The sequence below is a fragment of the Draconibacterium orientale genome, from assembly GCF_900111425.1.
In the GTDB taxonomy this organism is placed as follows: Bacteria; Bacteroidota; Bacteroidia; order Bacteroidales; family Prolixibacteraceae; genus Draconibacterium; species Draconibacterium orientale.
Window position 1 is genome coordinate 1 of the sequence record NZ_FOHT01000041.1, and the last position, 23,100, is coordinate 23,100.

The 23,100-nt window shown below is 41.4% G+C and carries 20 protein-coding genes; 10 read left to right on the forward strand and 10 right to left on the reverse strand.

Translation table 11 applies throughout. The annotated features are described in order from the left end of the window. Positions 1-317 precede the first annotated feature (317 nt). Positions 318-1,970 (forward strand): diphosphate--fructose-6-phosphate 1-phosphotransferase, encoded by a 1,653-nt coding sequence (locus BMW53_RS18125; RefSeq protein ID WP_038563379.1) that lies wholly within the window; start codon positions 318-320, stop codon positions 1,968-1,970. 1,042 nt (positions 1,971-3,012) lie between these two features. On the opposite strand, the gene BMW53_RS18130 is transcribed toward BMW53_RS18125, so the two are convergent. Continuing rightward, positions 3,013-4,206, reverse strand: coding sequence for a tetratricopeptide repeat protein (locus tag BMW53_RS18130; RefSeq protein WP_051568122.1), 1,194 nt, complete (start codon positions 4,204-4,206; stop codon positions 3,013-3,015). Between the two features lie 775 nt (positions 4,207-4,981). Here BMW53_RS18130 and BMW53_RS18135 point away from each other — a divergent pair. The 3 genes from BMW53_RS18135 to BMW53_RS18145 all read left to right on the forward strand — a co-directional run bounded on the left by BMW53_RS18135 (position 4,982) and on the right by BMW53_RS18145 (position 7,799). Beyond that, the gene (locus BMW53_RS18135) at positions 4,982-6,145 is read left to right on the forward strand and encodes a DEAD/DEAH box helicase (protein ID WP_051568121.1); all 1,164 of its coding nucleotides are present in this window, start codon (positions 4,982-4,984) and stop codon (positions 6,143-6,145) included. A gap of 48 nt (positions 6,146-6,193) precedes the next feature. Then, the gene (locus tag BMW53_RS18140) at positions 6,194-6,385 is read left to right on the forward strand and encodes a cold-shock protein (protein WP_038563374.1); all 192 of its coding nucleotides are present in this window, start codon (positions 6,194-6,196) and stop codon (positions 6,383-6,385) included. Between the two features lie 370 nt (positions 6,386-6,755). Continuing rightward, positions 6,756-7,799: a nuclear transport factor 2 family protein gene (locus BMW53_RS18145; RefSeq protein ID WP_074781096.1), complete on the forward strand. Its 1,044-nt coding sequence runs from the start codon at positions 6,756-6,758 to the stop codon at positions 7,797-7,799. Between the two features lie 17 nt (positions 7,800-7,816). Here BMW53_RS18145 and BMW53_RS18150 read toward each other — a convergent pair whose 3' ends face one another. Beyond that, positions 7,817-8,689, reverse strand: a complete 873-nt coding sequence (locus BMW53_RS18150; RefSeq protein ID WP_038563365.1) for a PIG-L deacetylase family protein — start codon at positions 8,687-8,689, stop codon at positions 7,817-7,819. Between the two features lie 276 nt (positions 8,690-8,965). Here BMW53_RS18150 and BMW53_RS18155 point away from each other — a divergent pair, with 276 nt between their 5' ends. Further along, positions 8,966-10,102: a glycoside hydrolase family 5 protein gene (locus BMW53_RS18155; protein ID WP_038563360.1), complete on the forward strand. Its 1,137-nt coding sequence runs from the start codon at positions 8,966-8,968 to the stop codon at positions 10,100-10,102. A 459-nt stretch (positions 10,103-10,561) separates the two neighbouring features. Here BMW53_RS18155 and ettA read toward each other — a convergent pair whose 3' ends face one another. The 6 genes from ettA to BMW53_RS18185 all read right to left on the reverse strand — a co-directional run bounded on the left by ettA (position 10,562) and on the right by BMW53_RS18185 (position 16,411). Continuing rightward, positions 10,562-12,247, reverse strand: coding sequence for an energy-dependent translational throttle protein EttA (gene ettA / locus BMW53_RS18160; protein ID WP_038563355.1), 1,686 nt, complete (start codon positions 12,245-12,247; stop codon positions 10,562-10,564). 479 nt (positions 12,248-12,726) lie between these two features. Then, positions 12,727-13,245: a hypothetical protein gene (locus tag BMW53_RS18170; protein ID WP_038563346.1), complete on the reverse strand. Its 519-nt coding sequence runs from the start codon at positions 13,243-13,245 to the stop codon at positions 12,727-12,729. A gap of 118 nt (positions 13,246-13,363) precedes the next feature. Then, positions 13,364-14,293 carry a TolB family protein gene (locus BMW53_RS18175; protein WP_038563343.1) on the reverse strand — a complete coding sequence of 310 codons (930 nt, stop codon included), beginning with the start codon at positions 14,291-14,293 and terminating at the stop codon, positions 13,364-13,366. 76 nt (positions 14,294-14,369) lie between these two features. Next, on the reverse strand, positions 14,370-15,650 hold the full coding sequence (locus BMW53_RS18180) for a cryptochrome/photolyase family protein (protein WP_245749069.1): 1,281 nt from the start codon (positions 15,648-15,650) through the stop codon (positions 14,370-14,372). A gap of 29 nt (positions 15,651-15,679) precedes the next feature. Further along, positions 15,680-15,838, reverse strand: coding sequence for a DUF2867 domain-containing protein (locus BMW53_RS20830; RefSeq protein ID WP_139178242.1), 159 nt, complete (start codon positions 15,836-15,838; stop codon positions 15,680-15,682). 102 nt (positions 15,839-15,940) lie between these two features. Beyond that, the gene (locus BMW53_RS18185) at positions 15,941-16,411 is read right to left on the reverse strand and encodes a hypothetical protein (protein ID WP_038563338.1); all 471 of its coding nucleotides are present in this window, start codon (positions 16,409-16,411) and stop codon (positions 15,941-15,943) included. Positions 16,412-16,679: 268 nt separating this feature from the next. Here BMW53_RS18185 and BMW53_RS18190 point away from each other — a divergent pair, with 268 nt between their 5' ends. The 4 genes from BMW53_RS18190 (at position 16,680) to BMW53_RS18205 (ending at position 20,444) form a co-directional block, all read left to right on the forward strand. Continuing rightward, positions 16,680-17,177, forward strand: a complete 498-nt coding sequence (locus tag BMW53_RS18190; RefSeq protein ID WP_139178244.1) for a hypothetical protein — start codon at positions 16,680-16,682, stop codon at positions 17,175-17,177. 335 nt (positions 17,178-17,512) lie between these two features. Beyond that, positions 17,513-18,604, forward strand: coding sequence for a sensor histidine kinase (locus BMW53_RS18195; RefSeq protein ID WP_038563328.1), 1,092 nt, complete (start codon positions 17,513-17,515; stop codon positions 18,602-18,604). Beyond that, positions 18,576-19,613, forward strand: a complete 1,038-nt coding sequence (locus BMW53_RS18200; RefSeq protein ID WP_139178246.1) for a histidine kinase — start codon at positions 18,576-18,578, stop codon at positions 19,611-19,613. The genes BMW53_RS18195 and BMW53_RS18200 overlap by 29 nt, the downstream gene beginning before the upstream one ends. Before the next feature lie 108 nt (positions 19,614-19,721). Further along, positions 19,722-20,444 (forward strand): LytR/AlgR family response regulator transcription factor, encoded by a 723-nt coding sequence (locus BMW53_RS18205; protein ID WP_038563317.1) that lies wholly within the window; start codon positions 19,722-19,724, stop codon positions 20,442-20,444. Here the strand turns inward: BMW53_RS18205 and BMW53_RS18210 are convergent. Continuing rightward, a complete protein-coding gene (locus tag BMW53_RS18210) occupies positions 20,435-21,016 on the reverse strand; it encodes a hypothetical protein (protein WP_074781098.1) in 582 nt (193 codons plus the stop codon). The two genes, BMW53_RS18205 and BMW53_RS18210, sit on opposite strands and share 10 nt — an antisense overlap. A 48-nt stretch (positions 21,017-21,064) precedes the next feature. Here BMW53_RS18210 and BMW53_RS18215 point away from each other — a divergent pair, with 48 nt between their 5' ends. After that, positions 21,065-21,886: an aminotransferase class IV gene (locus tag BMW53_RS18215; protein WP_168136460.1), complete on the forward strand. Its 822-nt coding sequence runs from the start codon at positions 21,065-21,067 to the stop codon at positions 21,884-21,886. Positions 21,887-21,925: 39 nt separating this feature from the next. On the opposite strand, the gene BMW53_RS18220 is transcribed toward BMW53_RS18215, so the two are convergent. Continuing rightward, the gene (locus BMW53_RS18220; protein ID WP_074781100.1) at positions 21,926-23,080 is read right to left on the reverse strand and encodes an iron-containing alcohol dehydrogenase; all 1,155 of its coding nucleotides are present in this window, start codon (positions 23,078-23,080) and stop codon (positions 21,926-21,928) included. Positions 23,081-23,100: the final 20 nt, after the last annotated feature.

Below are 23,100 nucleotides of genomic sequence, written 5' to 3' on the forward strand. Positions count from 1 at the left end.
AACAACTTGAAAAAGCAACAATCTAAAATCTGGATGAAAAACTACTATTCTGAAATTGCAGCATAAAAAAAGAGACCGCCTTTTTGGACAGCCTCATTATAAAGCCAATTAGTGGTGCAATTGCCAATTCCCTTTTAACTTTACTTTAAATCCTTTCATCCTGTTTTTTTAACATAGGATTTCACCACAAATTCCCTTATTTTTGGTCTGCTTAAAAAATTAGAAATCAATAATTAATAATTACTGAAGCCGGTTTTTCCGGTAAAAGTATAGTCCCGGAATATTGTTTTCAATTTCCGGCTAAAAAATAAACAGACATGAGTATTAGCGCATTACAAAAAGAAAGGGCTAAATATCAGCCAAAACTTCCTAAATCGTTAAAAGGCAATGTAAAATTGGTTGAGGGAGCAAAAACCGAATCGGTTGCCGACCAAAAAGAAATTGCCGAACTGTTTCCAAATACATACGGAATGCCTTTGATTACTTTTGAAGCTGCCGATGCTGCAACCGACAGACAGCCGGTTAACGTGGGTGTTATCCTTTCAGGAGGTCAGGCACCGGGCGGACACAACGTAATTTCAGGAATTTTCGATGGTATTAAAAACATCCATCCTGATAGTAAACTGTATGGTTTCTTAGGTGGTCCCGGTGGATTGGTTGACCACAAATACATGGAGCTTACTGCTGATATTATCGACGAGTACCGTAACACCGGTGGTTTCGATATCATTGGTTCGGGCCGTACAAAACTGGAAGAAGAAGCACAGTTTGATAAAGGTTTGGAAATTGCAAAAGACCTTGGTTTGAACGCGCTTGTAATTATTGGTGGCGACGACTCAAATACAAACGCCTGCGTATTGGCCGAGTACTACGCAAAAATCAATTCAGGTGTTCAGGTAATCGGTTGTCCGAAAACCATTGATGGTGACCTGAAAAACGAAATGATCGAGACTTCGTTTGGTTTCGACACGGCAACTAAAGTTTATTCAGAGCTGATTGGTAACATCCAGCGCGATGCCAATTCAGCAAAAAAATACTGGCACTTTATTAAGTTAATGGGACGTTCGGCATCGCACATTGGTTTAGAGTGTGCTTTAAAAACGCAGCCAAACATTACCTTAATTTCGGAAGAAGTTGCCGAGAAAAAACAAACCCTGGGCGAGGTGGTAGATTATATGGCCGGTATTGTTGCCAACCGCGCAGCCGATGGAAACAACTTTGGTGTTGCCCTTATTCCTGAAGGGTTGATCGAATTCATTCCTGAAATGAAAACGTTGATTTCGGAATTGAACGACCTGCTTGCTGAAGGAACAGAAAGCGAGAAAGAATTTAAAATGCTGAAGAAAAGTCACCGTAACGAGTGGGTGGCCGGTCATCTTTCCGAAACTTCTTCAAATGTATTCAGCTCGTTACCATCGGGTATTGCTACTCAGTTAACTTTAGATCGCGATCCGCACGGAAACGTTCAGGTATCGTTAATCGAAACTGAAAAGCTGTTGGGCGAAATGGTAAAAACACGTTTGGATGAAATGAAAGAAGCAGGTGATTTCGCCGGTAAATTCGGCACGCAGTACCACTTCTTTGGTTACGAAGGACGTTGTGCCGCTCCATCAAACTTCGATGCCGACTACTGTTACTCGCTGGGTTACACGGCTTCTGTTCTTATTTCTGAAGGCAAAACCGGTTATATGGCATCGGTACGTAACACAACTGCAGCTGCCGATGAGTGGATTGCAGGTGGTGTACCTGTAACCATGATGATGAACATGGAAAAACGTCACGGGCACATGAAGCCGGTAATTCAAAAAGCACTGGTTGAACTGGATGGCGCTCCATACAAATATTTCGTAACAAAACGTGGTGAGTGGGCAACAGGAACCGAGTTTGTTTATCCTGGTCCTATTCAGTATTTCGGGCCAACCGAGGTTTGCGACCAAACAACTGAAACATTAAAATTAGAGCAGGCATAATCAGCCGCTTTAAGTAATGAAATAGCAAAAGCATCCCTGAGTTGATCGGGGAGGTTTTTTTTTCTGCAAATCACTTTGGTAAAAACAAAAAAGTTCACGCAGAGTAGATCACTAAGTTTTCGCAAAGCACGCAAAACAGATTCTATACTTTTGCGAATTTTGCGCTTCTTCTTTTCTTTGCGTGAAACAATATTGATGTCCTTTCATCCCTGTTGGTGATTCCATAAATCATGAATGTTTTTTCTGAAAGTCTCCATCTTTTTAGGTGTATTGCCTTTTGTGTTTCGTCCGGAAGCACCATCTGGCTTCGATCTGCTTTCTTCGCCGGACGATTTCGCTTTGGTCATTTCTTCCCGGCGCTACGCACCGGGTTAATCACATTAGACGCTTTTAGCGTCATGAAAAATTGGCAATTCCGACATAGCTGGCCAATAAAGTCGTCTTAACTTGGTATTCAAATTCAATATCCCGAAGGGATAAAATGTAACTAACCTCGGGTGAAACCCGGGGGTGATGAGAAAGTAAATTAAAGGCGCAAATAATCAGTTATTCAACGCACAACTGATGTATGCGCCTTGTAATCTGATTTTTTTATGAAATGCTGTCGTTAGGCCTCACTTTCATCACTGTTGGTGATTTCCGGGAATCATGAATGTTTTTTGTGGATTTTATCAATGAGCGCATCAAGTTAAGAAATGAGCGCTTGAAGACAAGAAACTAACAATTGAAGTCAGGCAATCGTTTCATGCAGAATGTACGCGTTGGCGAACCAATAATTATACCAAATTGAACATAAAATGCCGCATGTAAATTTGTTCTTTTCCGTTTCTACTGCGTTGAAAAATTATAACGTAGCTCGGCTATACTAAAATTTTTCGCCTTGTACAAACGGAAAATAACCGGCATATCCAATACGGCATTTTATCATCAAATTGGTATTATTCTCGCAGCCTAACGTACGATGTCTTAAAATACAGTACTTTCAGACTTAAAATAGTAAATAACAGCATCGTTCGTAAGGGCGAGGTTGTTGTATGATATTTTAGGAACCGTAGTTGGCCAGCTTATTGTTATACGATTCAATTACTTTAAACACCTGATGATCGGAAGGCAGCACTTTTTCGTAAGCTTCTTTTGCTAACCGGAAATTCAGTTTGGCATTCTTAAAATCTTTTTTGTCGTGTTGAACTAAAGCGGTATAGAATTTTAAATTTCCACTCACCGTATAATCGGCAGAATAGTTTCCGGTTTGCGCTGATAGGAATTGAATCAACTCGTCGGGTTTATTAACGGTCCAATAAAATCTCATCAAATCCTGGTAAACGGTTGGAGCTTCCGGTGCCAGTAAGAAAAACTGCCTGGTCCGCTCCTTGTAGGCTTCCATATTCAGCGCCATTTCCAACTCAAGCAGTGCTTTTACCGTTGAATAATTGTTGGGTTCAATGGCATCAGCTCTTTGGTAATACTCCACGGCATTTACCGTATCCTCAAGTTCGAGGTACATTACCGCAATCATTCTGGCGGCATTTGTTTTATATTCCGAATCGTCATACAGGTCCAGTGCTTTTTTGGCACTTTCTATACCCTTCTCAGTTTGATCGGTGTATAAGTAGGCATAGGCAAGGTTATAATTGCTGTAAGGGTCCTTGTTGTTTAGTTCAACCGATTTTTTAAAGAATGGAATGGATGCTTCATAATCGAGATTGATCAGACAGGCATATCCAATACCATAGGCCGACCAATAATCAAATACTCCTTTTTCATAGGCACTCAGATAATAGCTTTTAAATTTATCTACCAACACCGAATCTGCAACTAACCAGTTATTGTCGTATTTTAAATGAATCTCGTGATAGAAGTTCCCCAATTCTTTTTGCAACTCATAATTATCGGGGTATTTCTCAATCAGGTCGGGCAATACCGTATTCGGCGAAAATTTGTAGCTGGAAAAATTACCTTCACTATCACGAACAGCTGCCAGTTCCTCGCCCGGGTTTAAGTCTTTTAATGCAAAAATCTGGTGCATCTCGGTTGTAACATAGTAGTTTACTAGCAGTCTGGTTTTTGCAATTGCAATTTCCGGTTTTTCATTATTCGGATCAGCACTATCCAACAGTTTATAGGCCGATTCGTATTTTTTTAATTCAATAAGCTTATTCGCTGCGTCTATTACGTCTTTTTGGGCAAAGGAAATGGTGACGCAAAATAGCAGAATCAGTGTAAGTTTTAGTTTCATAATTTATCGTTTATGGTACCATTGTCAACCTTTCGTATTTAATTATTCAAAAGGCGAAATGTTATTTCCGCAGGTATTCAGCGGTTTATAGCTTTGGCGCAATAAATGTAAATATAATAGCGCAAAACCAATATTCGAAGGGCCGAAATAATTAACATTGGTAGTTGCTTTATCAATTAAATGCCAATAATGATGCATTTTAGCAGCTATTTTTAGGCTAAATGCTTTTTAATTTGGTGGTTAGTTTTATTTGAGTAGCTTTGCAGCGCTGATATTTATTCAGCAGTTCATAGTTTAGTAAAATATTCTGCCACTAAAAAGGCACAACAGTATCCGTTCCAGGTTTAATTGTTCACAATAATTTTCTGAAGACGTTTCAATTTTACTTATTTCTTTGAAATTGAAATTATAGAAATTAATTAGTTGAATTATTAAAAAATTATCACACTTACCATCACCCGTTTCCCTTTATTTCGCAGCATTAAAGCAGGTTAACAAATTATACAGCATAAAAAGCAATTGTCGTAAGTATAACTATGGCAATATGTTGAATCTCCGGCCTTTATATATTCTTAAAAGTTTATTGGGCCACAATGTTTCAGAAAACATTTTAATTACAGTACAATGTGCGGAAATTAAAACTTCGCAGCCATTGTTTAAGCCGCTTAGCTCCAACAGCTAAGGCTTTAAAATTTCCTTCTGAAGCATATTCAAAAAAAAATAATGAATACAAAAACGATTGTCCGGATGGGCCGGATAACAAATTAACGAATACATGAATAACAACAGATATAAAAACAATACCAGAAAACGTACTCCACGAAAGAAAGTGGTTTCTACAATAGATCCTGCTTTGCTGGTAAAACAGGCTGTTAAGGTTGAAACGGTTCCATTTATAGCCGAACAAACCTTTGAAGAAATGCCGCTTAGCGAAACGTTAAAAAACAATATCCGCATGAAAGGCTATATTGAACCAACCGAAATTCAACAAAAATCGATAAGCGATTTGATTGCGGGACGGAACATGATTGGCATTGCGGCTACCGGAACGGGTAAAACCGGTGCTTTTTTAATTCCGGTAATTGAAAAAATGCTGGCCGATAACACAACCACGTGTTTGGTGGTGGTTCCAACCAGGGAGCTTGCCCAGCAAGTTGAAGATGAATTTAAATCGTTAACCAGGGGGCACAAACTGTTTTCGGCCTGTTTTATTGGCGGAACCAGTGTTAACACCGACATGGGCAAAGCACGAAGAAAACAAAACCTGATAGTGGGAACACCCGGACGGCTAAACGATTTAACCTCGAGGGGGACGCTGCGCCTCGGAAACACACCGATTTTGGTGCTCGACGAATTCGACCGCATGCTTGATATGGGATTCATTAACGACATTAAGAAAATTATTGCGCTGATGAAAAACCGTAAGCAAACCATGTTGTTCTCGGCTACCTACGAAAAAGCACAGCAAAATCTTATAAAACAATTTGTTCAAAACCCTGTACGGATAAACGTAAGTAGGTTGAATAATGCGGCCGATACGGTTGAGCAGGATATTATCAGGGTTGGAGATAACGAAAATAAATTCCAGGTGCTTTATAATTTATTGAATGGGGATGGTTTTGAAAAGGTGATTCTATTTGCCGAAACAAAACGTAATGTCGATAAAATTAGTCAGCAGCTCCGCAAAGTGGGCATCAATTCGGACGTAATACACGGGAATAAATCGCAAAACTACCGCACAAAAGCTATACGCATGTTTAAAATGGGTAAAACGCGGGTTTTAGTGGCTACCGATGTGGCAGCCCGTGGTATTGATGTGGATGGCGTAACGCATGTTATCAATTATCAGCTTCCGCAAACAATGGATAGTTATATCCATCGCATAGGAAGAACCGGTCGCGCCGGGAAAAAAGGAATGGCTTACACGTTTGTTAATTAATTAACAAGCAAGCAAATATATATTAATAGAATTTTTAAGATTACGATTATGATTGAAGGAACAGTAAAGTTTTTTAACAACGACAAAGGTTATGGTTTTATCACAGCAAACGAAACAGGTGAAGATATTTTTGTTCACCACACAGGTTTGATTGATGAAATTACCGAGAACGACAAGGTAAAGTATAACAAAGAAATGGGCAAAAAAGGCGAAAACGCCGTGAATGTTGAGCTTGTTTAAGAGTAAAAACACTATACGAAATGAAAGGATTCTGGCTTTGCCTGAATCCTTTTTTTGTGCTTAAAAATGTGCTTCGAAAGACATCGCACAATAAATACGCAGAGCTATGATAGAGATACCTGGCACACCGAACGGGATTATTCCCGCAAATTGAAAGGAGGAGAGGCATAGCTTGTATAAATATGTCGCGAGGAGCGTTTTTAATTGGCTAAAATCTTATAAAAGTGTGTCTTAGTATTTTATAAGAACTGTATTTTCCATAACTTATAAAACAATTGAACCTGCAACGTTTTGGCAGTCACTTGTAGCAGTGGCTGAAATAAAGTTGGCAGTTCGAATTATAATTAACCAGAAAATAAGGAGGTCACACATGAAAAAGTCTATTCAATTATTGGCGATGCTTGTTGGCATCATTGCAATTCTAATTCCCCAGGCCTGTTCAGACGTAGATTCAAACGACGGTTCGCTCGAGCAGGAACGACTGGAAGTTGGGCGGGCTTTGCTCGAAATGCAGGCATCTGATGTAGCTGATTTGCTTCCGTACTACACCGATGATGTAGAGTACCACGATCCGATTGTGGATATTAACGGCATTCAGGATATGACTGCATTTCTGAATCAGCTTATTATTGGTGCTTCGCCAAATCTCGTTACAACTGTCGAGGACGAAATCCTGATGAATGATACCTATTCTGCAACATGGGGTATGTCTGGCTCTTTCAACGGTGTTCCTTACCAGGCCAAAGGCATCTCTATTTTTAAATTCATGACCAACTCGTCGCAGGTTTATTATCAGCGGGATTATTATACCGAGGGCGATATAATGGCTACCACGCCCGGTTTAGATGAGGCGATAATGGGATTCAGAACGTATTACAAGTGTGCTGTTGATCCAACTTTCGACTGTCCGCTTCCACCTCAGGAGCCTGTAAGCATGGTAAAAAGCCAGTTGAGTTCGCAGGATGAGATAAACAATGATCAGGTTGTTGTGGGGCGTCAACTGGTAGAACTTAATGCCGAAAACTGGATGAATGTGCTTTCTCATCTGGAAAGCAACTATGAGTATCACGATCCCATTGTAGATATATACGGCCCCGACACAATGGCTATGTTTCTGGGGCGTTTGTTTGCCGGATCGTCAGACTTGTACACCGTGATAGAGGAGGAGGCCATTGCTGATGATATTTATATGGCAACATGGACCATGTCGGGAGAATTTAACGGGGCTGCTTTTAGTGCTCCGGGCATGTCGATTGTAAAGTTTGTTGAGGGCACAACACAAACTTATTACTCCCGCGATTATTACACCGAAGGGGATGTAATGCTTGGTGTACCCGGACTTGACCAGGCTGTTATAGGTTTTCGCGACTATTATCGCAGTGTGGTTGATCCCAACTATGTTAGTCCACAGTAGAAAGAATTTAAAAAGTATTATTTGCCCAACATCGGAAACAAAATCTGTATATCTTCATCGGAAGGATGCCGGCCAAATTCGCAAATTTCAAAGGCTTCTACTGCTGTGGCTTTTTCCGCTGTTTCGGTGTCGTACCATTTCTCCAGCGATTTACGCATGGCAGGAGAGGGGGCGTTTAAACGCATTTTACCCAGCCATTTCAGGCGATCCTGCTCGTTGGCCGGAACGTCATCAAGTATTCCGTTCAACCAGGGAAGCCACTCGAAGAATTGCGATTCGTGCGCTGCCATACCATATATTTTCTTATCGTACACGGCTGAAATATCTACAGTAATATCGGGTTGAAAAGGATTGGGTTTTTGAAAATTATCGTGCGAATACAAAAATACCGGATTCATTTTTAACGCCGGAACATCGGGAGCCACATTCGGTACAGTCACCAGAAAGGCAGCATCCTGAACGGCATTGGCCGTATTTCTGTGGTCGGGGTGGTAATCGTACGGACGGTGTGTAATTACCACATCGGCATTCCAGTTTCGGATAATACGTATAATATCGTGGCGTAATTTAAGTGTTGGCATCAACTCTGCATCGTGGTTGTCAAGCACTTTATAGCTTACGCCAATCCGTTTCCCCGCTTCTTCGGCTTCATTTATTCGTATTTTGGCCAGCGCACCGCCGCCCTTGTTAAAATGTCCGGCATCGCCATTGGTAAGTGATACAAACAATACATTATGCTCCATTTGTGCAAACTGATAAGCGGTGCCTCCAACATCCACATCGGCATCATCGGGGTGGGCGCCAATTACAACAACGTTTATTTTTGATTGCTGTGCGTGCGTAGCAAAAACGAAAAAAAAGCTTAACAGGAGAATAATCGTAGTTCTCATAATTAGGTAGTTTAGTTTTGTTTAGGTTTCTAAGTTAGTTTTTTTTTGGTAAACTTATGTAACTGCAATGCCTGATTTTTTTGATCAGAAGTAAGATCTCCTCCCATCCTGATTAATCGGGATGTACTCCTCCTTAAAAGAGAGCCTGGCCCGACTCTTCGTGGGGAAGAGAACCGCGTGTACAGCGGTGAGGTGGAGAAGGTATTTAACAATACAGAACAACAAGGAATAGAACAAAATCTGATATCTTTGAATCACAACCAATTTAAACCAATTATGCAACGACGAAACTTTATTAAAACTACCGGGCTGGTAACTGTCGGAGTAAGTATGGCTGGACCTTTGTCCGCCTCACAATCGCAAATTACAAACGCTTTACCTCACTGGCGCGGATTTAACCTGCTCGATTATTTTTCACCGGCGAAAGGCAGTAGCGCCGGCGGTTCCACCGAAGAGGATTTTAAATGGATGGCCGACTGGGGGTTTAATTTTGTCCGTATTCCGATGGCGTATCCGCGATACTTAAAATTTGATCCTTCAAAGAACATTACGCCCGATGAGGTTTTGAATTTCGATGAGAAAGAAGTCGATAATATTCAGCAATTAGTTGATACAGCCAATAAATACGGACTGCATGTAAGTTTGAACCTGCACCGCGCCCCGGGATTTTGCGTAAATGCCGGCTTTAATGAGCCTTATAACTTGTGGCAGGACGAAAAGGCGCAGGAAGCTTTTTACATGCACTGGGGAATGTGGGCCAAACGTTTTGCCTCGTATTCCAGCAAGCAAATCAGTTTCGATTTGGTGAACGAGCCTTGTAGCCGCGAGGATATGAACGACCAGTTTTCGCAGCGCGGGCCAATACCCGGGGCGTTGTATCGCAAAGTGGCCAAAACAGCGTTGGAAACCATCCGTAGCCATAATCCTGGGCATTTGGTAGTGGCCGATGGAAACAATGTGGGAGCCGATGTGATTCCTGAGCTATTTGATTTGGAAATCGGTCAGAGTTGCCGGGGTTATTATCCGCATTATGTGTCGCATTACCGCGCTCCGTGGGTATGGGAAAATCTGGATGATGCACCAATGCCGGTTTGGCCGGGCGAAATCGATGGAAATCAATTCAGCCGCGAAAGCATTGAGGAGTTTTACAAACCCTGGATTGATGCCGTGAAAAACGGAGTAGGTGTACATTGTGGCGAATGCGGTTGCTGGCGCGAAACACCACACGATGTTTTTCTGAGTTGGTTCGGAGATGTGCTTAGCGTGTTGGCCGAAAACAAAATAGGTTTTGCCTTATGGAATTTCAGGGGCGATTTTGGATTGCTCGATTCCGGAAGAAAAGACATTGAATACGAAGACTGGCACGGACACAAACTGGATAGAAAATTGCTGGAGTTATTGCAGAAGTATTAGAAAAGTGCTTCTGATTATTTTTAGCAAGCCTTGCTATTTTTTCACCGTGGCTTAAGCCCAGTGACTGTAATGTGAATAGACAAAAAGGCTTTAGCCATTAATACCAAATTGACCACAAAATGCCGCATATGAATTTGTTCTTTTCCGTTTCTACTGCGTTGAAAAATTATAACGTAGCTCGGCTATGCTAAAATTTTTCGCCTTGTACAAACGGAAAATAACCGGCATATCCAATACGGCATTTTATCATCAAATTGGTATTATCTCTAAAATCACCGCCCTGAAGGACGGTACTAAACCAGTCGCAAATAAAAAGCCCCGTTCTGTATTTGTTTGAATTATACAGAGCGGGGCTTTACTTCCGTCTTCGGTCTTCGATCCCGACGCGTTGGTCGGGACTAGTGATACTTCGCATTTTCGCTTCGCCAGGCTCACAAAAATGGAGAATCACTTAGCTTCCTATGCCATCAGCTTTTTATATTTAAAACGTTTTGGAGTTTCGTTACCCATGCGTTTTTTGCGGTTTTCTTCGTATTCCGAGAACGAACCTTCAAAGAAATGCACATGTCCATCGCCTTCAAACGCCAGAATATGCGTGGCAATGCGGTCGAGGAACCAGCGGTCGTGCGAAATTACAACGGCACAGCCTGCAAAGTTATCCAAACCTTCTTCCAGCGCACGCAGTGTGTTTACATCGATATCGTTGGTGGGCTCATCAAGCAGCAACAGGTTACCTTCCGATTTTAAAGCCAGTGCCAGGTGCAGACGGTTACGCTCACCACCTGAAAGTACGCCGCATTTCTTTTCCTGATCGGCACCATTAAAATTAAAACGCCCTACATAAGCACGGGCATTGGCTTGTTTGTTGCCCAGCATTATGGTTTCCGTTCCGCCTGAAATAACCTGGTAAACTGTTTTCTCCGGGTCGATGGCTGCGTGGGTTTGATCGACGTAACTTACTTTTACGGTTTCGCCAATGTCGATGCTTCCGGCGTCGGCTTCCAGTTGTTTCATAATCAGTTTGAAGAGTGTGGTTTTTCCGGCACCGTTTGGCCCAATAACACCGATAATTCCGGCAGGGGGTAGTTTAAAGCTTAGGTCTTCAAACAACAGTTTATCGCCAAAACCTTTTTTCACTCCTTCCATTTCAACTACTTTGTCGCCCAGGCGCGGACCGTTCGGAATAAAGATCTCCAGTTTTTCTTCTTTCTGTTTGGCATCTTCATTCAGCATTTTATCGTAAGCACTTAAACGGGCTTTACTTTTTGCATGACGCGCTTTCGGTGCCATTCGAACCCATTCCAGCTCGCGTTCCAGTGTCTTTTTACGTTTCTGGCTGCCTTTTTCTTCCTGCTCCAGACGTTTCGATTTTTGCTCCAGCCACGAGGTGTAGTTTCCTTTCCAGGGAATTCCCTGGCCGCGGTCGAGTTCCAGAATCCAGCCGGCAACATTATCCAGGAAATAACGGTCGTGCGTAATGCAAATAACCGTTCCTTTATACTGATCGAGGTGGGCTTCCAGCCACAAAATACTTTCGGCATCCAAGTGGTTGGTAGGCTCATCCAGAAGAAGTACATCAGGTTCCTGTAACAATAAACGGCACAGTGCAACACGGCGGCGCTCACCACCCGAAAGCTCGCTTATAGGCTGATCGTTTGGCGGACACTGCAACGCATCCATGGCTCGTTCCAGTTTGCTGTCGAGGTTCCAGGCATCCAGTGCATCCATTTTTTCCTGCAACTCGGCCTGTTCTTTCATCAGCTCATCCATTTTATCCGGGTTCTCATACACCTCCGGCAATCCGAACTGCTGGTTGATTTCTTCGTAGCGGTTCAGTATGTCAACGGTTTCCTGCGTACCTTCTTTTACCACATCAATAACGGTTTTGCTTTCGTCGAGTTGAGGCTCCTGTTCGAGCAAGCCAACCGAATAGCCCGGTGCAAAAACCAATTCGCCGTTAAAAGCTTCATCCTGTCCGGCAATAATTTTTAGCAGGGTCGATTTTCCCGATCCGTTTAAACCGATGATACCGATTTTGGCTCCAAGGAAAAACGAAAGCGAAATGTCTTTGATTACTGTTTTACTTGGTGGGTAGGTTTTACTCACCTTATACATCGAAAAAATTATTTTCTTGTCGTCGCTCATTTTGTTTGTTTTTGTTCTGCCGCAAAAGTACGAAATTGTTTAAAGAGAAGCTACGTGCCGCGAGTTGCTAGCAACGAGTTTTTGTTATACCAATTGTACTTTATTTTGCCGCATGGCAATAAGAGAGTTTACAATGGTTTATTCCGATAATACAGCAAAGGAGGAGACTGAACGAAGTGAAAGTATGCGACATTTTGTTGTTAAATCGGTATTAGTGCTGGTTTTCGTGTATAGTCAGCATTTTTGTTGTCAAAATCTTCTTCAATTTGTACCACAGAGTTGCACAAAGAAGGCTCAGAGTTACGCGGAGAGAAAGGCAAAAGAGGCAAAAGGCAAAAGACAAAAGACAAAAAAGGCAAAAGTTTCAATATTACAATAATCAATGTTCAATGAATAATGACTAACATCCAATGAATAGAATTCAGTATGTCCTTCAATTCCATAATCCTTCAATCCTTCAGTCCGTCCCTCAATCCCTTTTACATCGGAATGCCACCACCAGCGGCTCCAAAACCCGAGAATATTCCGAACAGAATCATTCCAATTATCATTATGGGGTAGAGACACATAGCAACAATCATGATAATGCCAAAGGTTTTGTAATGTGCCCTCAGGTTGTTGAAAGCAACGGACAGTTGATCCTGTTTTCCTAGAGCAACGGCCTGTTTTATGCTGCTTGAAAAACGAAACAAATAATAAATGGGAAGGAAATATACACCCGCAAAAACGATGTATAAAAATCCGAATAAAGCCATAGGAAACGGGAGTATGCCTGGTTTTGCTACAGGAACAAATGCCGCCATGATACTCACACTGATTCCTCCCAATACCATAAATCCGGTTCCTATAAATCCGAGGATGGACAAAAACTGGCTCCATTTTCCGGCACTGTGCAGGTTGTGGTTAATTTCTTCAGTAAGTTCAAGTAAGGCAGGTTTAACTTCCGCTTGGTTCTCTGTTGGAAGTATTTCTTCGTTAAAGGTTTTTTCGGTATTCATTTTTTATTGTTAGGTAATTTTGATTTTTGTTATATGCGGAAAAGTTTCAACCTTTTGCAGCCAATCAGGTAAAGCAATTAGTACGAGGGGCTGAAAATTAGTTATGTATCGGTGTATATTATTTTATGTACTGGTAGCTAACAAAAGCAAAACGTTGGCCATCGGGCGACCACGAAGGTACGTTAATGGTTCCCTGTCCGCCGGTGAACGAGCACAGGGTTTTTACCGATCCGTTGGCGAGGTTCATCAGGCGCAACGACACATCTTTCATGCCCGGGTGTGCACTTCCCTGGTCTTCGTGATAACTGATATACACAAAACTTTTTCCATCGGGAGACGGGTGTGCAAACCAGTTGGAATACTTGTCATTGGTTAGTTGTTTTTTATTCGCTCCGTCGACATCCATTTGCCAAATCTCCATTTTACCTGAGGCCATTGAGTTATAGTAAATCGTTTTCCCGTCGGGCGAATATTCCGGTCCGTCGTCCAAACCGGGCTCAGTGGTTAAGCGGCTTTCTTCGCCGCCATCAACCGAAATGGTATACACGTCGTATTCGCCATTGCGCTCGGCACAATAGGCCAGTCGTTTTCCATCGGGCGACCAGCCATGCCAGTACGAAGGAACGTTTGGGGTTACCGCTTTTGGTGTTCCGCCTTCTATCGGTAATACAAAAATTCGCGAACCTTGTTTTGCTGGTTCTCCGTTAACCGGCTCAGATTCGGCCTGATGACTAATTGCCAGCCATTTGCCATTGAATGAAATGCCGTGGTCGTTATTGCAACGGTCGGCAAAGCCGGTGTTTATCAGTGTCTTATTGTTTGTTTTCAGATCTACTTTATACAATTTGCCATGCTGGTTGATAATCAGGAAATTGCCGTCGCGACTCCAGTTGGGGGCTTCAAAATGGTCTTCTTCAATTAGGACTATCTCGCGTTCATCCGTCTCAATATTATAAATTTCCAGAGTGGATTTTATATTTCCTGATTGTTGTGCAAAAGTGACTAAAGGGAGTAATAATAAAGTAAGCAAATAAAGTTTTTTGTTCATCGCAGAATTTTTAGTTGGTTGCTAAAGTTAATAATTTGTTTGAAGTTTTTATGTTATCGATGAGCAGTGAACGGAATTATTCAGCAATGCCTTTTTTGTAGGTTTCCAGTGCCCGGTTACGGGCCATTTTATGGTCAACCATCGGAGCGGGGTAGCTAAGATCCTGAAATTCGGGTACCCATTTTTTGATGTAAAGCATTTCGTTATCGAACTTTTTCACCTGTTCGGTTGGATTAAAAACGCGGAAATAGGGTGCTGCATCGCAACCGGTTCCTGCGGCCCATTGCCAGTTGCCGTTGTTCGACGAGAGTTCAAAATCAAGCAGTTTTTTGGCAAACCAGGCCTCTCCCCATCGCCAGTCGATTAGCAGGTGTTTGCACAAAAAGCTGGCTGTTATCATTCGTACGCGGTTGTGCATGTAGCCGGTTTTATTTAGCTCGCGCATTCCGGCATCCACAATGGGGTAGCCGGTTTCGCCTTTACACCAGCGCTCGAATTCCTTCTCGTTATTACGCCACTGAATGCCGTTGTATTTGGTACGGAAATTCTCGTTCACCACGCGAGGAAAATGAAAGAGGATCTGCATAAAAAACTCGCGCCATACCAGCTCGCTCAAAAAATCGGGCGATTGTTGATACACCTGCTGCACAATTTGCCGGATACTTACTGTTCCAAAACGAAGATGAACACTTAAGTTGCTGGTACCGTGAACTGCCGGAAAGTTTCGTGTTTTCCTGTAATTTTTAACCACTGATAAATCGTAGTCTTCAACCTCGATATCGGATTTTTGAAAACCGATATCTTCCAAAGTAGGCACTGACGATTCAATGGCCGCGAATGCATTCTTTTTCAATTTCTCCTCAATTTTTATTTGCTGTGGATTAAAATGCTCAAGCCATTTATTTTTGTAGGGCGTAAAAACGGTGTAAGGCGTTCCGTCGGCTTTTAATACTTCGTGAGGCTCGAAAATTACCTGGTCTTTATGCGCGAACGCTGAAATATTGTTTTTCTGCAGAAGTTGCTGTACCTGCTCATCGCGTTTAGTGGCATAGGGTTCGTAATCGCGGTTGAAGTGTACTTCGCTAATTTCAAAACCGCTGATCAGTTCTTGCCAGATTTTGAACGGATCGCCGGTTTTAACCAGCAATCCCGAGTTCATTTCACGCAGTTGCCGATCAATTTTTGTAAGTTGCTGGTGAATAAAAGTTACGCGGGCGTCGTCTTTATCCAGCTCATCCAGAATATTGGTGTCGAAAATAAAAAGCACCGCTGTTTTGTTGCCATTTTTCAGGGCATGTTGTAGTGCGGTATTATCAGTCAGTCGTAAATCGCGTCGTAACCAAGCGATGTTAATCATATTCATTTTCTTTTTGCAAATGTAAGTTTTCATCCTTTAACAATGTTCGCTAGCATTCGTTTAAAAACAAGTGAACGAAGCGGCTTGTAAAGGTACCAATACATTCTTCCCCAAAGTCCTTTGTGCAGCAACACAGGCAATAGTCTTTTTCCTATGTGTCCGGTAGCTCCGGTTAATAGAATTCGCATGGCGCTAATCGTTAAACAGAATTGTTTATAAACCTTAAAACAGTAACGTATTTGTTAAAAGGATGTTCGGGGCGATTTTTCAGAATAAATAAGAATTATAGTTTACAGGGCTTCCAGTTCTTCGCGGTAATCGTATTGCAAATCTTCGTGAAGCATGGAAATTACTTTTTGTATGCGTTTTACCTGGGTAAGGTACATATTAAAAACAACCCGGCTGCGTTTGTAATTCAGGCCCGAGTCTTTTAGCTTTTTGCAGAAATACAGTAAGAGTTCAATTTCCGTTTCTTTTTTACCCGAAAAACGAATGTGCTTTTTGGTGGTTTTTAAAACTTTCCGAATTGTTTTTTTGGCCAGGTAAAAGCTGCTTCGGTTCAGGCTCATAAATTCCAGATCGATTTCTTCTTTCACCTGCCTGATGTATTCGTCCTCGTTATAAGCTTCAAACAAAAGATAGCTCAGTAGTTCTTTATTATCTTTTTTGTACTTGGCCAGCCGCGTTATTACATCTTGCAAAACCTCGGGCGGCAGGTTCTTTAGTTCTTTTTTTATGTTGCTCAGCGAGGCAATTTCCATAGCCTGCAAATTAACCTAAAACTTTCTTTTTATGCGAAACACTGGCTAAAACTTTTACCTAAGATCAGTAATGTTTGATTTCGTAGAACAGCCAACAACACAATTTCAGGGGTAACGGTATTTGAATGCAGGTGAATAACAGTTAACGAATTTTGCAGAGTAAAACCTGACGTTGGTTGGTGGTTATTTACTGAATGCTGAATTAAAAAGCATTGCATCAGGTAGTTACGTAAATTTGAAGTGTAAAAACAATTAAAACAGTACCACGATGAAAACAAAACTAGTTCTATTAAGCATTTGCCTTGCACTATTAAGCATGGGCGCCACCGCAAAAATTAAAGACGGAAAGGCAATGACCGGAAACTCACTTACCGAATTTGGTAGGTATACTATTGTTAATTCAAGTACACCAATGGTTTACGAAGATCAGGTGTTGGAAACTTACGAGTTAACGTACGAAAATATCAGCAATCCTGTTCGAATTGGTGTTTTGTGCGAAGATGAAAAAAAATGTACAACATTTATCGTTCGCACCGACGAGTTTGAAATTGAATATGCCTGCAGAAACCATGTGTTTGGAGTGAAGAAAATGGAGGCTCGTTTCCAGCAACTGCCAAAAGAAGAAATGGATTTGAAACTGGATAGAGTTGCCTACTACGCTCAGCGGGTAATTTGCCAGAACAAAAAATCGCAGGACGATTTGCTGGGCTTGATTGCCTGTTATTTCCCTGATTTGGTGAAAGACGAATATCAGGCCAGCTTTTAAAACGAATTACAGTACAGCGCAATTTTTTTCATAGAAGTATGAAAAGATGACCCCCGCCAGAGGGGCGGGGGTTTTTTCTCTCAACAGAAAATAAAAAACAGAAAACATTGAAAAGACAGAGTGAGTAGAATATGAAAGGGTAATATAAAATTAGTGAGTAGTTTGCTCGAAGGCCCTGCGTTGTTGCAATGCAGGGCTTTTCAATGAATAGAAGTTTTTTTGCTGCAAAACGACAAATTCTGTCAGTCAACGGCAGGATTTCGCCGCCAGTCTGATGTTAAACTCCAAAGTGCTTTTATAAATGTTTTTACCTTTATGATAGGGGAGTTAATGGTATGAACAAATTAATGTACAATAACAGTGTGCTTTACCGGGGAACAAGGCATCTTTTATTCTTTGTGGTTACCGTGGTATTGTTTACGGGTATTTTATTTGTTCAAAGCGAAAACGATAGTCTGCTCCATATTTTTGAAATCACATTGGGCAATGCCTTTTTCTTTTTTGGCTATGCATACATCACTATTTTTCTTTTGGTTCCCGAGCTGTTGTTAAAGGCTAAGCCACTTTGGTTTATCATTGTTTTTTTACTGGTGGGAATTGGATTGTCGGCACTAAAATTATTGTTCTCCGATTATATTTTCTACGCCTCAATTGCCCCCGAAAATATTTCCGGAAACGGAGTTTTTAATCTTCGTTTAATTGTGATGAATACAAAAGACATGACCTTTATTGTGGCTCTGTTTTGTATTGCCAAATATGTTAAAGATTACATCCTTACTGAAAACCTGCGGAAAAAACTGGAACAACAGCACCGGAAAGCGCAAACAACACTTTTGCAATCGCAGTTCGATCCGCATTTCATGTTTAATACCATTAATAATTTGTATGCTTTGTCGTTGCTTAATCCCGTTAAAACCAGCGAGGTAATCAGCCGCATGAAAATTGTACTCACCTATATAATTAACGAAAGCCTGAAAGAATTTGTAACGCTAAAAGATGAAGTGGAGCTGGTGGAGAATTACCTTCAGCTGGAGAAATTGCGTTACGGGAAACGCTTAAAGGTAAGTTACACAACCGAGGGAGACTTAACCAATGCGCAAATTCCTCCAATGGTATTGTTTCTGCTTATTGAAAATAGTTTTAAACACGGCAGCAGTTTAGATGCAGGCGCACCCTGGATTTCCATTTTGGTACAAGCAACTAATGAAAAAATAATTATTGAAACCGAAAACAGCAAGCCCGAAGGATTGCAGAAAAAGACCAAAGAAATTGAACGCGGAAGTGGCTACAGCGCCTTAAAAAGGCGCCTGAACATTATTTACAACGGACAGGGCTATGATTTGAAAGTGAAAGATTTGGGCGACCGATTTAAAGTGCGCCTCGAGTTAAAAAGTACACATGAAGACAGGCATCTTACATATCGCTAAACGGAATTATATTTTGCATGTCGTTTTTTGGCTGGCATGGGTAATAGCATTCACTTTTATTCAAACTTTGAATGAAGGAATTGGTTCCTTGCATATATGGCTCATGTATTACCTGCTTACTTTGCCTGTTTTTGTAACACACACTTATTTAATTGCTTACTGGCTTTTACCCAGAACATTCTTCAAAGGGCGTTATTTACTGTTTGCAGCAGGTATTTTCGTCCTCCTCATTGTATTTTCGGTAATTGAATTAGTGGTAAGCAACTACCTTGTATTTTGGCTTTTTGATAAAAGCAGGATGTTTGCTCCCGGATTTCTGAATCTTAAAAATATAGTGATCAGCGGAGTTGGTAATCATTATATTATTTTGGTATTTCTGGCTATAAAAGCCGGTAGTTCGTGGTACCGGGCCGAATATCAGAAAGAAGAATTGCTACGTTCGAAATTGGAAACCGAACTGGAAATTTACCGCTATCAATTACAACCCCGCATTGTTTTGGAACTGATTGAAGAGCTGGAAGTTCAGTCGTTAAAAAAGGAAGAAACGGCACCGGAAATGATAATAAATATCTCGAATTTCCTGAATCGTTTCCTCTACGAAGGAAAAGAAGAACTAATACCGCTGGAGTTGGAAGTAAAGTTGCTGGAGGAGTTTATGACCATTCATAACCATGCTTTGGGCGAGCGGTTAAAAAGTAATTTTATCGTTAGCGGAAACCTGAAATCGTACGTCGTTCCGCCACTTTTACTGCTTCCGTTTATAAATTCGGCAATAAAAATGGCCTACGAGTGTAACGAAACCTATGAAAGTACAGTCATAATAAAAGCGGAGCGAAAGTATTTGCTGTTTTCGTTTACCTTTTGGTGCGACAACAGTTTTACGATTGCCGATAACGAAGACAATAAAATTACCTACCGGCGTTTAAACTATAATTTCCCCGGAAAACACCGGTTGGTAGAGAACATTGATGACAATTTTAGAGAATTTAGTATAGAAATTTACCCGTAAAAGTGTAACACTATACCTGTTTTTCGTACTATTTTACTAACAGATTGAAAACAGACTGAAGCTTGTGCTTCGGATTTAACAGAAAACAAAAGCTAATTTCGTATTACCATGAAAACTAAGTGCCTCATTATTGATGATGAGCCTCTTGCACGCGACTTGATGCGCTCTCACATTGAAAAATTAGATAATTTTGAAATTTGTGCCGAATGCGGCGATGCCATGAAAGCCTTGCAGGAACTTCATAATCACAAAATTGATCTGATGTTTATGGATATTCAGATGCCCCAGATAACCGGGATCGAATTTCTGCGAACATTAAAAAATCCGCCAAAAGTAATTATTACCACCGCCTACCGCGAATATGCCCTGGAAGGTTTCGAACTGGACGTGGTTGATTTCTTGCTGAAACCAATTACGTTCGAGCGTTTCTTAAAATCGGTAAATAAATATTACCAGTCGGTTCAGGACGATGCGCCGGCCGCTCAACCCATCCCGTCAACCAATGGAAAAACCGACGAAGCCTTTATATATGTGAAGGAGAATAAAAAGGTTTTGAAAGTGCATTTAAACGAAATACTTTACGTTGAGGGGTTAAGCGAGTACGTGCAGATTTACACCACCGACAAAAAGATCATCACAAAAACCAGCATGACCCACATGTCGCAAAAACTGCCCGACAGTGGTTTTATGCGCATCCATAAATCGTTTATTGTGTCGCTGTCGAAAATCGAAGCATTTACCTCAACCAGTATCGAAGTGCCGGGAAAAGAATTGCCGATTGGACGCAGTTATAAAAATGCGGTGCTTGAAGTTTTGCAGCTTCAGGGCTGAGCAAGTGCTCCGGCATTTACAAATAGTTGCCAGAGTTTTAAAATTCCCGAATTTTCATCATCCAACGATTTTATTGGCGAAAGTTGCAGATACGAACTTCGTTGTTGATTAACAGCCATTAAGTTGAGTTCTGTGTCATCCAGAATCGGAATTTTATGCACACATAAAGTTAACACCGTTTTTAAAGTTGTGGCGCGTACCCGAATGGTGTGTTTCGAGAATTTTGCCGGATGAATATGAATGAAACGATTGGCCTGAATTCCTTTTTTTATCAGCCATTTCGATTCGTCGGGTAAAGTAATTTTTTTCCACTCCGCGGTTCCCATCCACTTGTTGAAAGCGGTTTTGGTGGTAATGTTTTTTGTTTCGAAGTAGGTGAGGGTAGCCTTGCAAATTTGCTCGGGCGTTAATTCTCCGAGGTAAAAATCGAAAAGGTTATTCCCAATCAAAAGCATTGTTTTTTCGGTAACGCTCCAGTCGCTTTTTTGCCATTCAGCCATTTCGCTCAGCAGAAAACTGAAATGATGTTTGTAAGGATTATATTGGATCGGTAACGGAATTTCAGGCGGCATTTGAATTGCTTTTGAAACATTTCAATAAATTTACCATAAAAGATGAACATGGCACTTTATCCACTCCATAAATATTTTGTTTTTAACGATCGGCTTTTGCCGGTTTCCACTTTTGTGCCGGCCGAAAACGAAGGCGGCATTTACGAAGTTTTACGTGTTGTTAACGGAATTCCACTGTTTTTAGATGAACATTTGCAACGTATGCAGTTATCGGCAGAATTGGCCGGAAAAGAAATCCGTTATACCTGTGCGCAGTTGGAGGCCTTTTTAAATCAGCTAATTGTACGAAATGAGGTGGATGAGGGGAATGTGCTGATTTCGTGCAAAACCAACCTGAAAGCTTTTTTTATCGCGCATAATTATCCTTCGGCAGAACAGTACAAACTTGGAATTCGTTGCGGATTGTTACACGCTGAACGTATGAATCCAAACGCCAAAGTTTTTCAAACCGAAGTACGCAAACAAGCCAACCGACTGATGGAAACCTTAGGTTTTTACGAAGTGCTGTTGGTTGATCATGAAGAGCGAATTACCGAAGGAAGCCGAAGTAATGTGTTTTTTATAAGAGGCAATGAAATAATTACACCTCCGGGCAAGCAGGTGTTGTTGGGAATCACCAGGCAAAAAACAATTGCCTGTGCTAATCGCCTCAAGCTAAAAGTAGTTGAGGATGAAATACAACTGGATGGATTAACTGGTTTTGATGCCGCTTTTATAACCGGTACTTCGCCAAAAGTACTTCCGGTAAACGAAGTGGACGGGCATTGTTTTGATGTCGACAATAAAGTATTACGAAGTCTGATGATTGAATACGATAAAATTATTCAGGAAGACATAAAAAAAAGATTGTCAGGAAAAGCGGTTAATTAAACATCTTGCCTGACAACCTTTTATTATCTGATAGAGATATTACAACCGGTCTCTTAAAATCTTTTCAATCTCAACATAATCCATATCCTGCTTCTCGCCCAGTTTTGCTTCGCTTTGTTTAAAGCGGTCAACAATTTTAGCGATGGTGCTTTCAGGTACATCGTAATCCGATAGGCGGCATGGTACGCCTAACGATTCGAAGAACTCAACTGTTCGTGCAATAACGGCGTCAATTCTTTCCTCCTCATTTCCTTCTGTAATTCCCCAAATGCGTTCGCCATATTGTAAAATCTTGTCTTTTTTATTGGCGCGTTTAATATTCATTACACCTGGCAATACAATGGCCAGTGTTCGTCCGTGGTCGATTCCGTGGAAAGCAGTCAGTTCGTGGCCTATAACGTGTGTCGACCAGTCTTGCGGAACACCAACGGCAATCATTCCGTTCAATGCCATTGTTGCGCACCACATAAAGTTGGCTGCCGCGTCGTAGTTTTTACGGTCGGCCAAAACCTTCGGACCTTCTTCAATAAGTGTGGTCAGAATACTTTCTGCCAGCCTGTCCTGAAGCGGCGAATTTACTTTAAAAGTCAGGTATTGCTCCATTACGTGTATAAAAGCATCAACAACGCCGTTGGCTACCTGACGGTCGGGTAAGGTAAACACACATTCCGGATCGAGCACCGAAAACTGCGGCATTACCAGCGGCGAACCAAAAGCCTTTTTCTCTTGTCTTTCGGCACGGGTAATTACAGAATTCCCGTTCATCTCCGATCCTGTTGCCGGCAGCGTTAAAACAGCTCCCAGTGGCAAGGCTTTTTCAACGGATACGCCAGCTGCAAGAATATCCCACGGATCGCCATTTTCATATAAGGCAGCAGCTGCAATAAATTTGGTGGCATCGAGCACCGAACCTCCACCAACTGCCAGCAGAAAATCAATATTTTTTTCTTTTACAACATCAACGGCTTTCATACAGGTTTCGTAATGCGGGTTCGCCTCAATTCCGCTAAACTCTGCAACCGTGCAACCTTTTAATGCTGCCATTACCTGGTTGTAAACTCCGGTGCGTTTTATGCTTCCGCCACCGTAAATCATTAAAATGTTCGCATCAGCCGGAATTTCACCGGCAAGTTTCGAAATTGATTCTTTTCCAAAAAGAATTTTAACCGGATTTTTGAATTCAAAATTGTACATGAAATTTATTTTTGGTTATT

Excerpts from the sequence above, each read along its gene's own strand:
- BMW53_RS18180 (WP_245749069.1), bottom strand. The coding sequence starts at position 15,650 with ATGATTAACATCGCTTGGTTACGACGCGATTTACGACTGACTGATAAT.
- BMW53_RS18205 (WP_038563317.1), top strand. The coding sequence starts at position 19,722 with ATGAAAACTAAGTGCCTCATTATTGATGATGAGCCTCTTGCACGCGAC.
- BMW53_RS18170 (WP_038563346.1), bottom strand. The coding sequence starts at position 13,245 with ATGAATACCGAAAAAACCTTTAACGAAGAAATACTTCCAACAGAGAAC.
- BMW53_RS18185 (WP_038563338.1), bottom strand. The coding sequence starts at position 16,411 with ATGGAAATTGCCTCGCTGAGCAACATAAAAAAAGAACTAAAGAACCTG.
- BMW53_RS18125 (WP_038563379.1), top strand. The coding sequence starts at position 318 with ATGAGTATTAGCGCATTACAAAAAGAAAGGGCTAAATATCAGCCAAAA.
- BMW53_RS20830 (WP_139178242.1), bottom strand. The coding sequence starts at position 15,838 with ATGCGAATTCTATTAACCGGAGCTACCGGACACATAGGAAAAAGACTA.
- BMW53_RS18200 (WP_139178246.1), top strand. The coding sequence starts at position 18,576 with ATGAAGACAGGCATCTTACATATCGCTAAACGGAATTATATTTTGCAT.
- BMW53_RS18175 (WP_038563343.1), bottom strand. The coding sequence starts at position 14,293 with ATGAACAAAAAACTTTATTTGCTTACTTTATTATTACTCCCTTTAGTC.
- BMW53_RS18220 (WP_074781100.1), bottom strand. The coding sequence starts at position 23,080 with ATGTACAATTTTGAATTCAAAAATCCGGTTAAAATTCTTTTTGGAAAA.
- BMW53_RS18210 (WP_074781098.1), bottom strand. The coding sequence starts at position 21,016 with ATGCCGCCTGAAATTCCGTTACCGATCCAATATAATCCTTACAAACAT.
- BMW53_RS18130 (WP_051568122.1), bottom strand. The coding sequence starts at position 4,206 with ATGAAACTAAAACTTACACTGATTCTGCTATTTTGCGTCACCATTTCC.
- BMW53_RS18135 (WP_051568121.1), top strand. The coding sequence starts at position 4,982 with ATGAATAACAACAGATATAAAAACAATACCAGAAAACGTACTCCACGA.
- BMW53_RS18190 (WP_139178244.1), top strand. The coding sequence starts at position 16,680 with ATGAAAACAAAACTAGTTCTATTAAGCATTTGCCTTGCACTATTAAGC.
- BMW53_RS18195 (WP_038563328.1), top strand. The coding sequence starts at position 17,513 with ATGAACAAATTAATGTACAATAACAGTGTGCTTTACCGGGGAACAAGG.
- BMW53_RS18145 (WP_074781096.1), top strand. The coding sequence starts at position 6,756 with ATGAAAAAGTCTATTCAATTATTGGCGATGCTTGTTGGCATCATTGCA.
- BMW53_RS18140 (WP_038563374.1), top strand. The coding sequence starts at position 6,194 with ATGATTGAAGGAACAGTAAAGTTTTTTAACAACGACAAAGGTTATGGT.
- BMW53_RS18155 (WP_038563360.1), top strand. The coding sequence starts at position 8,966 with ATGCAACGACGAAACTTTATTAAAACTACCGGGCTGGTAACTGTCGGA.
- BMW53_RS18150 (WP_038563365.1), bottom strand. The coding sequence starts at position 8,689 with ATGAGAACTACGATTATTCTCCTGTTAAGCTTTTTTTTCGTTTTTGCT.
- ettA (WP_038563355.1), bottom strand. The coding sequence starts at position 12,247 with ATGAGCGACGACAAGAAAATAATTTTTTCGATGTATAAGGTGAGTAAA.
- BMW53_RS18215 (WP_168136460.1), top strand. The coding sequence starts at position 21,065 with ATGGCACTTTATCCACTCCATAAATATTTTGTTTTTAACGATCGGCTT.